General features: G+C 76.4%; 4 protein-coding genes. All 4 read right to left on the minus strand.

Features of this window, described 5'->3' with window-relative positions; translation table 11 throughout:
* Positions 1 to 24: 24 nt before the first annotated feature.
* The 4 genes from HA073_RS12695 to HA073_RS12710 are packed head-to-tail and all read right to left on the minus strand — an operon-like array spanning position 25 to position 12381.
* Positions 25 to 3528, minus strand: coding sequence for a non-ribosomal peptide synthetase (locus tag HA073_RS12695; RefSeq protein WP_166456453.1), 3504 nt, complete (start codon positions 3526 to 3528; stop codon positions 25 to 27).
* On the minus strand, positions 3525 to 5828 hold the full coding sequence (locus HA073_RS12700; RefSeq protein ID WP_166456454.1) for a lantibiotic dehydratase: 2304 nt from the start codon (positions 5826 to 5828) through the stop codon (positions 3525 to 3527). Before HA073_RS12700 ends, HA073_RS12695 begins: the two co-directional genes overlap by 4 nt.
* Positions 5825 to 8935 carry a thioesterase domain-containing protein gene (locus HA073_RS12705; RefSeq protein WP_166456455.1) on the minus strand — a complete coding sequence of 1037 codons (3111 nt, stop codon included), beginning with the start codon at positions 8933 to 8935 and terminating at the stop codon, positions 5825 to 5827. The genes HA073_RS12700 and HA073_RS12705 overlap by 4 nt, the downstream gene beginning before the upstream one ends.
* Positions 8932 to 12381 carry a beta-ketoacyl synthase N-terminal-like domain-containing protein gene (locus tag HA073_RS12710; protein ID WP_240925722.1) on the minus strand — a complete coding sequence of 1150 codons (3450 nt, stop codon included), beginning with the start codon at positions 12379 to 12381 and terminating at the stop codon, positions 8932 to 8934. Before HA073_RS12710 ends, HA073_RS12705 begins: the two co-directional genes overlap by 4 nt.
* Positions 12382 to 12625 lie beyond the last annotated feature (244 nt).

Raw genomic sequence — 12625 nt, forward strand, 5'->3', positions numbered from 1 at the left:
TTCCTTCATTCACAAGGGATCGCGTCACGGGTGAGGTCGGCGTGGCGGCGGGGTTCGGCGGGCGCGGCCCCGCCGCGCGGCGGCGCGCAGCGCGGCGCGGGCCAGTTCCGGCCGGTCGGCGGCCCCGTCCAGGCTGGCGGCGAGCGCCCGCACGGTCGGGTGGCGGAACAGGTCGAGCATGGTGATCGAGCGGCCGGTGGCCTCGGTGAGCCGGGCGTACACGGCGGCCAGGGCCATCGAGTGGCCGCCGATGTCGAAGAAGTTGTCGGTGACGCCGACGGTGTCCCGGCCGAGCACGTCGCGCCAGATGCCGGCGATCAGCTCCTCGGTGCCGGTGAGCGCGTCCGAGCCGGTGGGCAGCGGCGCGCGGGCCGGTTCGGCGGTGGCGACGGTCATCGCGCCGAGCGCGGCCACACGCACCGCCGGGCGGGGCAGCTCGGGCGCCACCTCGGCGGCCGGCGCGTCCGGATCGGCGGCGAGCGCGCCGACCAGGGCGGCCAGGTCGGCCAGGAGCGCGCTGATCCGCTCGGCGGTGAACAGGTCCGGGTTGTGCACCACCTCGACGCCGGCCCGCCCGTCACGCTCCACCACGTAGACGGTCAGGTCGAACGGCGAGCCGGGCTTGGGCACCGACACCGGCTCGGCCGCCAGGCCGGTCAGCGCCAGCCGGGGCGGGGCGAAGTTGAGCACGTTGAACAGCACCTGCACCAGCGGGGCGCGGGAGGTGTCCCGGCCCACGCCGAGCGCCTCCACGATGCGTTCCAGCGGCGCGCCCGGGTGGGCGGTGACCTCGTGCAGCTCGGCGGCGGCCCGGTCGACCTGCTCGGCGAAGCTCGCGCCACCGGAGCGGACCCGCACCGGCACGGTGTCGATGAAGAACCCGATCACCTCGTCGAACGCGGCCAGCCGCCGGTCGGCGACGATCGCGCCGAGCACGTGCTCGTCGCCGCCGGTGACCCGGCGCAGCAGCTCGCCGAACGCGGCCAGCAGCACCGCGGCGACTGTGGTGCCGCGCCGCGCGGCCAGGTCGCGCACGTCCCGGTCGGCGGCCTCGTCCAGCCGTACCGCGGCCTCCGCGCCGGCGTACGTCTGCACGGCCGGGCGGGGCCGGTCGCGGGGCAGGTCCAGCACCGTCGGCGCGCCGGCCAGGTGCGCGGTCCACCAGGCCAGGTCGGTCTCGCCGCGGCGCCGGTCCCGGTCGGCGCGCCACACGGCGTAGTCGGCGTACGTGGCGGGCAGCGGCGGGCGGCCCGGCACGGACCGGCCGAGCGCGCGGGCGTACGCGAGCGCCAGCTCGTCGTAGAGCAGCGCCTCGGACCAGCCGTCGAAGACCGCGTGGTGCACGGTGACCGCGAGCACGTGCTCCTGCGCGGCGAGCCGGTACACGGTCACCTGCCAGGGCGGGCCGGTGGCCAGGTCGAACGCGTGCCCGGCGCCGGCCGCGAGCATGCCGGCCAGCTCGGTGTCCGGGTCGGCGGCGGCGGTCAGGTCGACCACCGGCACCGCCACGTCGGTGGGTTCCTCGCGGACCGCGTACGGCACGCCGCCGTTCTGCGGGATCCGCCAGCGCAGCACGTCGTGCCGTTCGGCGACGGCCCGCAGCGCGGCGCCGAGCGCGGCGACGTCCAGCGGCCCGCGCAGCCGGTGCGCGACGGCGATGTTGTACGGCGCGCTGGACGGGGCGAGCTGGTCCATGAACCACAGCCGCCGCTGCGGCGGGGACAGCGTCGGCGGGTTGCCGGTGGTCAGCCCGTCGGCGTCGGCCGGGTCGGCGGCGCGGACCCGGTCCACCAGCGCGGCGAACGTGCGGTCGGCGAACAGCACCCGGGTGTCCACCTGCCGGCCCAGCTCCGCGCGCAGCGCCGCGACCAGCCGCATCGCGGCGATGGAGTTGCCGCCGGCGGCGAGGAAGTCGCTGTCCGGGGCGGGCGCGGCGCCGAGCAGCCGGGTCCAGACGCGCCGGACCGCCGCCGTCACCGGGTCGTCGTCGGCGGACGCGTCGGCGACTGCGGCCGGGGTCGCCGCGGCCAGTTCGCGCAGCGCCGGCCGGTCCAGCTTGCCGGTGACCGGGCTGACCGGCAGCGCGTCCAGCCGCACCGTCCGGGCCGGCAGCATCGCGGTGGTCAGCCGCGTCTGCGCGTACGCCCGCAGCTCGTCGTCGCCGGGCGCGCCGGCCGGGGTGAGGAACGCGACCAGCTCGGCGCCGGCCGGGCCGGGCACCGCCTCCACCGCGACGCGCTCGACGCCGGGGCAGGCGGCCAGCACGGCCTCGATCTCGCCCAGCTCGATGCGCTGGCCGCGCACCTTGACCTGCCGGTCGGCGCGGCCCAGGTAGACGATCCGGCCGTCCGGGCCCTGCCGGACCAGGTCGCCGGTGCGGTAGAGCCGCTCGCCGGGGACGTCGCCGAACGGGTCGGGCACGAACCGCTCGGCGGTCAGGCCGGGCCGGTTCAGGTAGCCGTCGGCCAGGCCGGGCCCGCCGATCAGCAGCTCGCCGGTCTCGCCCGCCGGCACCGGACGCAGGTCGGCGTCGACCACGTACGCCCGGTGGTTGGGCAGCGGCCGGCCGATCGGCATCGGGTCGGTGTCGGCCGGGGTGAGGTCGCAGGTGACCGCCAGCACCGTGGTCTCGGTGGGGCCGTAGCCGTTGAGGAACCGCCGGCCCGGCGCCCAGCGGGCGACCAGCTCGGCCGGGACCGCCTCGCCGCCGCAGAGCAGCACCCGCCATGACGGGAACCCGGCCGGGTCCAGCAGCGACAGCACGGTCGGGGTGATGAAGCCCCAGGTGACCTCGTGCGCGGCGACGAACCGGGCCAGCCGGACCGGGTCGGCCCGGTCGTCGGCGCCGAGCAGCTGCACCGCGCCGCCGAGCGTGAGCGGCACGAACAGGTCCATGGTGGCCGCGTCGAAGCCGAGCGAGGCGATGCCGAGGCTGCGGATCGAGGCGTCGGCGCCGGTCAGCGCGCTCACGCCGGTGACGAACTCGACGGCGTTGCGGTGGGTGGTCAGCACGCCCTTCGGGCGGCCGGTGGAGCCGGAGGTGAACAGCACGTACGCCGGGTCGCCGGGGCGGGCCGGGCAGGGCGCGAGCGGGGCCGGGCCGGGCAGGCCGAGCGCCGTCACGCCGGGCTCGTCGCCGAACTCGGCCGCCGCCGCGTCGCCGACGACGACCCGGACGCCCGCGTCGCGGACGATGCCGCGCAGCCGGGCCCGGGGGCCGCCCGGCTCCAGCGGCACGTACGCGGCGCCGGCGAGCAGCACGCCGACCACCGTCGTCACCAGGTCGGGGGTACGCGCGCCGCACACGCCGACCCGGTCGCCCCGGCCGACGCCGTGCTCACGCAGCGCGGCGGCCACCCCGGCGGCCCGGTCGACGAGCTGCCGGTAGGTGAGCCGGGTGTCCCACTGGCGCACCGCCACCGCGTCCGGGGTGCGGGCCGCCTGCGCGGTGATCAGGTCGGCGAGGGTGGCGTCCGGCCAGGGCAGGTCGGTGCCGTGGACGGCGCTGACGGTCAGGGTGTCGGTCACCGGAGTGCTCCAAGGTGCTCGGCCGGGTCGGTGATCTGGAGGCGCAGTTCGCTGACGTAGCCGCGGCCCTGGGCGTCGGGCACCCAGGCCTCGGCGGGGGCGGGCAGCAGTTCGGAGACCACCACCGGCACGTCCGGGCCGGTCCGCAGCGCGGCGTCGACCATGGCGCACAGCGACTGCGCGTACAGCGGCCCGGTCAGGTCCACGTAGCAGGGTTTGATCTCGGTGCCGACCTTGACGAAGACCCGCTCGGGCAGGCCGGTCTCGGCGCGCCAGCGGCGTACCGCCAGGTAGCGGGAGGTCTCGTCGGGGTGGCCGCCCAGCCCGCACGCCCCGGCCGTGGTGCGCCAGGTGCGCCGTGCCACCACCAGCCGGTCGATGGTGATCCGGGGCGTGTACGCCGCGGCGCCGAGCAGCTTGAACGCGTCGAGCAGCAGCGAGCCGAGCAGCGTGGCGAAGACCTCCATCAGCGGCCAGCGGGCGCCGTCGGGGAAGACCGCGGTGAGCGTGTCGCCGGTGCGTTCGACCAGCACGGCGGTGGCCGGGACCAGGCGGTCCACGTCGGCGCCGTGCGCGGTGTCGATGCCGAGCTGGCGGTCCGCCGGGCCGGTCAGCGCGTACGTGGTGCGGGTGGTGCGGCGGGGGAAGCTGTCCGGCCACAGCACCCGCAGCCGGACCGGGCCCAGGTCGGCGTCGAGGTCGGCGCGCAGCGCCGCCGGGTCGGGGTGGAACGGGCTGAGCACCGCGCTGTCGAACGCGACCGACGCCGGGTGCAGCTCGCCGAGCACGAGCAGGAAGTCGCCGCGTTCGACGGCCTCCGGCGAGGCGGCGCACAGCTGCACGTCCGGGTTGTGCAGCCGGGCCGACGGCCAGCCGGGTCGGGTCGCCGGGAACAGTTCCCGGACCCGGTCGGTCAGGTCCGCGGCGCGCAGCCGCAGCTCCGGCTGCCCCTCGGGCAGGTCGGCCAGGCCGAACAGCTCGGCCCAGCGTGCGGTGAGCGTGGCGCCGGCCCGGCCGATCGGGCCGTCCGGGGAGACGAGCGTGCCCTGGGCCAGCAGCCACAGGTCGGCCAGCCGCACCGGGCCGTCGGCGGCCAGTTCCTCGTGCAGTTCGGTGAAGACCTCACCGCAGCGGGCGGCCACCTCGCCGGTGAACCAGCGGGCGGTACGCAGCACTACGGCGAGGGGCTCGGCGAGCGCGTCGATGACCGCCGACCCGATGCGGAACTCCAGGTCGCGGGCGGTCTCCTCGTAGCAGACGGTGCGGGCGGCGTACATCTGCCCGCTGTGCCGGGTGGCCGGGCGGCCGGTGACGGCGGTGAACTCGGCGTTGAGCGCGGCGAGCGCGGCGCCGAGCCGGTCCGGGTCGCCGGCCGACGCGGCCACCTCGTTGCGGGCGGCGCGCAGCCGGCCGAACTCGGCCGCTGTGGCGGCGCGGACCGGCTCGTCGCCGATCGCGGCGATCCGCGCTTCGAGCACCAGCTCGGCGTCGGGCGCGATCGGCAGGTTCGCGCCCCAGCTGAGCTGGCCGCGCTCGACCCACCGGTCCAGCAGCAGGTAGACGTCGTCGGCGCTGTGCACCTCGCCGGCGTCGCACAGCCGCTGCGCCAGCTCCACCGCGGGGGTACGCCCGTCGCAGGCGCCGAGCACCAGCGCCTCGACCGGGGTCAGCGCGATCGGCGGGTGCAGCGGCCAGCGCAGCTCCCGGCCGGCGACGGTCAGGTGCGGTTGCAGGGCCGGCGCCCACCAGCGGCGCACCGCCAGGTCGTCGGCGAGCCGGTCGGCGTACGCGATGAGCGCCCACGCCTCGAAGTACACCCGCCGCCGGTGCACCAGCGCGGCACCGGGCACGGTGTGCACGCCGGGCCGGGTGGTGTCGAACGTGCCCCAGCAGACCGGGCCGAAGAAGCCGATGGTCTCGGCCTTGCCGCAGTAGCGCTGCCAGTAGCGCAGCAGGCTCAGCTCGCGCTTGCGGCGGCGCACGTTGCGGACCTGCGGGTCGGTGCGCAGCAGCCCGTCCAGCGCGATCAGCATGTCCGGGTTCTGCCAGGTCACCGCCTCGCGCAGCAGCGGGTCGGCGGCCAGTTCGCCGGCCACCGCGGAGGACTCGGCGAACGCCTCGCGCAGCGTCTTGTCGAACACCTCGGCGCCGGTGTCGCCGGCGAGCAGCGCGTCCGCGACGGCGGCGCAGTCCGGTGCGGCGAACCGGTCCAGCCCGGCGGCCGGGAAACCGGCGGTCCGCAGGACCACGTCACGCCACACCGACCAGCCGGTGTCGCCCAGGGGCACCAGATGGCTCACCGGTGGTCCTCCCGCCGGGCGTCGGTGATGTGCAGGCGCAGCTCGCTGAAGTAGCGGCGGCCCTGTCCGTCGGGCACCCACGCCTGCTCCGGGGCGGGCAGCATCTCGCTGACGGTGAACGAGACGTCGTCGCCGCCGTCGACCCGGGCGGCGCGCGCCATCGCGCAGAGCGTGGTGGCGAACGCCGGCGCGGACAGGTCGACGAAGCAGGGCTTGGTCTCGGTGCCGAACTTGACGTACACCTGTTCGGGCAGGCCGAGGCGGCGGCGCCAGTCCCGGACGGCGAGGAAGCGCTCGCGCTCCCCGTTCGGGACGGCCAGGCCGCTGTCGCCCACTGTGGTCCGCCACGTCTGCCGGGCCAGCACCAGCCGGTCCACGGTGATCCGGGGCGTGTACGGCGCGGCGGCGACCAGCTTGAAGCCGTCCACGGCGTGCGCGCTGAACGGCTCGGCGAAGATCTCGGTGAGCGGCCAGCGCTGCCCGTCCGAGGCGGTCGCCACCAGTTCGCCGTCGATGTCGTCGACGACCAGGTCCACTGTGGGCAGCACGCGGGCCGGGTCGGCGCCGGGCGCGTCGAGGAACGCCAGGTGCCGGTCGGTCGGGCCGGTCAGCGACTCGGCGGTACGGCTGGTCCGGCGCGGCCAGTCGGCCGGGAACAGCAGCCGGACGCGCCGCTGCCCGAGGTCCGCCGCCAGCGCGTCGCGCAGCCGCTCCACGTCCGGGTGCGACGGGGTGAACACGGCGCAGTCGAACGACGACCAGGCGGCGTGCAGCTCACCGAGCACCACGGTGTAGTCGCCGCGCCGCAGGGCGTCCGCGTCGGTGGCGCAGATCTGCAGGTCGGGGCTGTGGATGGCGGCGTTGGACCACTCCGGGCCGGTGCCGGGGAACACCGCGTCGATCCGGTCGGCGAGGTCGGCCGCGCGCAGCCGTACGTCGGTGCTGCCGGCGGGCAGCGTGTCCAGGCCGAACAGCCCGGACCAGCGGGCGGCGAACTCCGCCGCCACCGCGTCGACGGGCCGCTCGCCGTCGCCCCAGAACATGCCCTGGGCCAGGAACCACAGGTCGGCCAGCGGCACCGGGCCGCCGGATTCGGCGCGCAGTTCCTCGTACAGGCCGCGCAGCACGTCGAGGTAGGCGCGGGCGAGCGCGTTGGCCAGCCAGCGGGCGGCGCGCAGCAGCACGTCCAGCGGGGCGGCCAGCTCGGCCAGCAGCGGCGCGCCGAAGACCACGTCCAGGTCCCGGGCGCTGTCCTCGTAGCAGACCGTGCGCCCGGCGTACATCTGTCCGGCCCGGCGTACCGCGGGCACGCCGGTCAGCTCGGTGAACGTGGCGTCGAGCGCGTCCAGCGCGGCGCGCAGCCGCTCCGCGTCCCCGGCCGCCGCGGCCACCTCGTCGCGCGCGGCGCGCAGCCGGTCGAACCCGGCGCGGGCGGCGGCGCGGGCCGGCTCGTCACCGATCGCCTCGATCCGGTCGGCCAGCACCCGTTCGGCGTCCGGGCTCACCGGCAGGGCCGCGTCCCAGGTGATCAGTTCGCGCTCCACCAGGCGGTCGAGCAGCGCGTAGCCGTCCTCGGGGCGGCGCAGCCCGATCGCCGGGTCGGCGACCAGGTCGGCGGCGGGACGCTGCCCGTCGGCCGCGCGCAGCAGCTCGGCCTCGACCGGGGTCAGCGTCAGCGGCGGACGTCCGGGTCGCAGCACGGCCCGGTCCCGGACCGCCAGGTGCGGCCGGAGCATCGGTGGCCACCAGCGGCGGACCGCCAGGTCCGCGCCGATCCGGTCGGCGTACGCGGTCAGCGCCCACGACTCGAACCACACCCAGCGTCGGCGGGTCAACGGGTCGCCGGGGTTGACCCGGGCAACTTCCGGCTGTGCCGGATCGACTGTGACCCAGCAGCTGGGCCCGAAGAAGCCGACCGTCTCGTTCTTGCCGCAGTAGCGCTGCCAGTACTTCAGCAGCGCCCGTTCCCGGTCGCGGCGGCGTACGTTGCGGGCCGCGTCGGCGCCGCCGCGCACCAGCCCGTCGAACGCGACGAGCGCGCCCCGGTTCTGCCAGGTGACCGCCTCGCGAAGCAGCGGATCGGCGGCCAGCGCGGTGAACCGCTGCGCGCCGGAGCGCAGCGCCTCCTCGAACTCCTTGTCGAACCGGTCCGCGCCCGCGCCGGTGGCGAGCAGCTCGTCGGCGGCGGTGGCGGCCCGGGGCGCGCTGAACAGCTCCAGCCCGTCGGCCGGGAACCCGGTGGTACGCAGCACCGCGTCGCGCCACACCGACCAGCCGGTGTCGCCGAGGGGGACCCGGTGCGCGGCGCCGGCGGTCCCGCGGCCGGCGGCGCGCACCGGGTCCGGACCCGCGTCCGGCGTGCCGGCGCGGGGGTCCGAGAGCGCGGCGGTCAGGTCGGCGCGGATCAGCGCGGCCAGCTCGGGCAGCCGGTCGTGCAGGAAGAAGTGCCCGCCGTCCAGCTCGTGCAGGGTGAACCCGGCCGCGGTGTGCTCGGCCCAGGCCGCGTTCTGGTCCCGGGTGACCGCCCGGTCGGTGCGGCCGGCGAACGCGACGATCGGCACCGGCAGCGGTTCGCCGGGCACGTGGCGGTAGTCGTCGACCCGGCCGAAGTCGGCGCGCAGCAGCGGCAGCAGCAGTTCCACCAGCTCCGGGTGGTCGAGCAGTTCGGCGGGGAGGCCGCCGCCCTCGCCGAGGCGGCGCAGCAGCTCGTCGTCGCTCGCCCGGGACAGCCCGTCGAACGGGCCGGGGGTGCGTACGTGCGGGGCGCGGGCACCGCCGACGTAGAGCCGCAGCGGCAGCGGGCGGCCGGTGCGGCGCAGCTCGCGGACCACGTCGAAGCCGAGCCGTCCGCCCATCGAGTGGCCGTAGATCGCGTACGGGCGGTCGGCCCGGGAGGCGATGGCGTCGGCCACCTCGGCGACGCTGAAGCGCGGGTCCTCGGTGATCCGGTTCTCCCGGCCGGGCAGTTGCACCGGCGTCACGTCGACGCTCTCGCCGAACTCGGACGCCCAGCGCCGGAACGCGCTGGCGCCCGCACCGGCGTAGGGCAGGCAGAACAATCGCACCGGGGCCTCGGGTCGGCTTCCGGCGGAGACGAACCAGTTCACCGCGGACCTTTCTGCACGGGGTCGATCCAGTGCCGGCGGCGCTGGAACGGGTAGGTGGGCAGTCCGGTGCGACGCACCGTGCCGTCGGGGTGCAGCTCGTGCCAGTCGACGTCACGCCCGGCGACCCAGTCGGCGGCCGTCTCGCGCAGCGGACCGCCGTCGCCGGCGATCCGGGCGTCGGTGTCCAGCAACACGTCCAGGGCGGACAGTGCGGCCGGCAGGTCGGCGGCGACCACCGCCGCCCGGTGCGCGAACGCCCGCCGGCCCAGCGCCAGCGTGGCGGCCACGTCGGACAGTGCCGGGGCGGCGCCGGCCAGGTGGGTCCGCAGGCGGGTCAGCGCGGCCCGCAGCGCCGCCGGGGTACGCGCGGAGATCGGCAGCAGCCACGGCCCCTCGCCGGGCGGGTCGGCCGGCTCGGCCGGTGGCGGCTGTTCCACCACCACGTGCGCGTTGGTGCCGCCGAGGCCGAACGCGCTGACCCCCGCGACCCGGCGCGCGCCGTCCGGCCAGTCCCGCGCCTTGGTGGGCACGTAGAACGGTCCGGCCGTCAGGTCGATCTCCGGGTGCGGGCGGGTGAAGTGCAGGTTCGGCGGGATCACCCCGTGCCGGACGGCGAGCACCGTCTTGATCAGCCCGGCGATGCCGGCGGCGGCGTCGAGGTGACCGATGTTCGTCTTGACCGAGCCGAGCGCCGTGGACTCGGCGGGCGCGGCGCCCGCGTACACCTCGTGCAGCGCCGCGACCTCGATGGCGTCACCGAGCGGCGTGCCGCTGCCGTGGCCCTCGACGAAGCGGACCTCGCCCGGCGCGACCTCGGCGGTGGCGAGCGCGCCCGCGACGGCGGCGGCCTGCCCGGCCGGGCCGGGCACCGCGAAGCCGGCCCGGTCCGGGCCGTCGTTGGTGACCGCCCAGCCGGGCAGGATCGCGTAGATGCGGTCGCCGTCGGCCTGCGCGTCGGCGAGCCGGCGCAGGGCGACCACGCCGGCGCCGGAGCCGAAGCCGGAGCCGGCGGCGGCCTCGTCGAAGGCGCGGCACCGGCCGTCGGGCGAGACGAGCCCGCCCGCCCGGTGCCGGGGCCACATCACGGTGGAGCCGCCGGCCAGGGCCAGGTCGCACTGGTAGTCGGCGAGGCTCTGCGCGGCCACGCACACCGCGACGAGCGAGCTGGAGCAGGCGGACTGCACGGCCATCGCCGGGCCGGTCAGGCCGAGCCGGTAGGCCACCTGCCCGGGCAGGTGGTCGGTGAGCTGGCGGCCGACGAGCCGGGCCTCCCAGTCGTCCGGGTCGACGTCGCCCACCACCGCCGGGTTGTCCATCAGGTGGAACAGGAAGTAGCGGTTGACCGAGGTGGAGGCGTAGACGCCGACCAGCCCGGGGAAGCGGGCCGGGTCGTGCCCGGCGTCCTCCAGCGCCTCCCAGGCGGTCTCCAGGAACAGCCGGTGCTGCGGGTCGGTACGGGCGGCCTCGTCGGCGCCGAAGCCGAAGAACTCGGCGTCGAAGTCGGCCACCCCGTCGAGCCGGCCGGTGGCGCGCACGTGCCGGGGGTCGGCGAGCAGGCCGGGCCCGACGCCGAGCGCGGCCAGTTCCTCGTCGGTGTGGTCGTGCACCGAGTCGACCCCGGTGCACAGGTTCCACCAGTACGTGGCCACGTCGGGCGCGCCGGGGAACCGGCCGGCGAGGCCGACCACGGCGATCTCGTCGCCGGTGTACTCGCGGGCGGCGCGTACCGGCGCGGCGGGCGCGGGCAGCACCGGGGCGCGGACCGCCTCGGGCGGGGCGTCGAGCAGCGCCGCCTGGGTGGCGACGGTCGGGTGGTCGAACAGGCGCAGCATCGGCAGGCGGACGCCGAACCGCTCGGCGAGGCGCTGCTGAACCTGGCCCAGCAGCAGCGACTGCCCGCCCACGTCGAAGAAGCTGTCGGTGCGGCCGACCGCGTCGCGGCCGAGCACCGCGCACCAGATGTCGTGCACGGCGCGCTCGGTCTCGGTGGCCGGCGCCGCGTCGGCGGGCACCTCGGTCACCGGGTCGGGCAGCGCCCGCTCGTCGACCTTGCCGGTGACGGTGAGCGGGAACTCGTCGACCACCACCACCGCGCGGGGCACCGCGTAGTCGGGCAGCTCCGCGGTCAGGGCGGCGCGCAGCGCCGCCGGGTCGGGGCGGGCGCCGGCCGGGCGGGCGTACGCGAGCAGTTCGCCGTCGCGCACGATGGCGCGGACGCCGGCGACGCCGGGCTGGGCGGACAGCACCGCTTCGATCTCGGTCAGCTCGACGCGGTGCCCGCGTACCTTGACCTGACGGTCGAGCCGGCCGAGGCAGACCAGTTCCCCGCCGGGCAGCAGCCGGCCGAGGTCACCGGTGCGGTACGACGGCACCCCGTCGACGTCGACGCCGAACCGGTCGCTGTCCTGGTTGAGGTAGCCGGGGGCGAGGTGCCGGCTGTGGACGACGATCTCGCCGGTGTCCGGGGCGAGGTCGAGCCGGTAGCCGGGGAACGCGGTGCCGACCGGCAGCGGCCCGTGGGCGCCCGGGTCCACCTCGGACAGCGGCAGCAGATGCCGGGCGGCGAACGTCATCTCGGTGGCGCCGTAGCCGTTGACCAGCACACACTCGGGGGCGAACCGGTCCCGGCCGCGGGCCGCGTCGGTCCAGGTGGCCTGTTCGCCGCCGAGCAGCACCGCCCGCACCGTGGCCAGCCGGCGCGCGCCGAGCGTGTCGAGCAGGAAGCGGTAGACGGTGGGCGTGCAGTGCAGCACCGTGGCGCGGTGCCGGTCGAGCTGCTCGACGGCGTACGCGAGTCCCTGGCGGCGCAGGTCGACCGGGACGACGGCGGCGCCGGTGAGCAGCGCCGGGTAGAGGTCGGGGATGGCGGCGTCGAAGCTGAACGACGCGAGCAGGCTGAGCCGGTCGTCCGGTCCGACGCCGAGTGCGGCGATCTGGTTGTCGACGACGTGGGCCAGGTTGCGGTGGGTCTGCCCGACCGCCTTGGGCACGCCGGTGGAGCCGGAGGTGAACAGCACGTACGCCAGCGCGTCCGGCTCGGCCGGAACCGGGCGCAGCGGGGCCGGCGGCACCTCGTCCAGCGGCACGACCGGACGCTCGCCGGCCAGCGCCGAGGCCAGGTCGCGGTGCTCGGCGGCGCACGCGACGGCGGTGACGCCGGCGGCGTCGACCATGTGGCGCAGCCGGGCGACGGGGAAGCCCGGGTCCAGTGGCACGTACGCGCACCCGGCGGCCAGGGCGCCGAGCAGCGCCGCGACGGTCGGTGCGCCGTGCGCGGTGAGCAGCGCGATCCGGTCTCCGGGACGCAGGCCCGCGGCGGCGAACACGGCCATGTGCCCGCCGGCCGCCCCGGCCAGCTCGGTGTAGGTGACCTCGTGGGTCTCACCGAGAAGTGCCGGACGTCCGCCGTGTACTGCCGTGATCGCGCCGAAACGATTGATAATCATCGGCTCCGCCATGTCAGGAAGCGGGATACGCTCCACAGAGGACAGGCACGCAGCAATCGACGAATGTGATCATTGATCCCCCCCAGGACTTCACATTGGAAGCAGAATATTGCTCAATCACCGCGCCGGAAGAGCATCGATGCGGCTTGAGCCGAAGGGAGGAAGACGTCCTGGAACCTCGGACGGAGGAATCCGTCCGATCATCCCTCTAGCGCGTAGACGTTTTACAGCGTACGCGAACGCC

The organism is Micromonospora sp. CMU55-4 (assembly GCF_011602315.1).
Taxonomy (GTDB): domain Bacteria; phylum Actinomycetota; class Actinomycetes; order Mycobacteriales; family Micromonosporaceae; genus Micromonospora; species Micromonospora chalcea.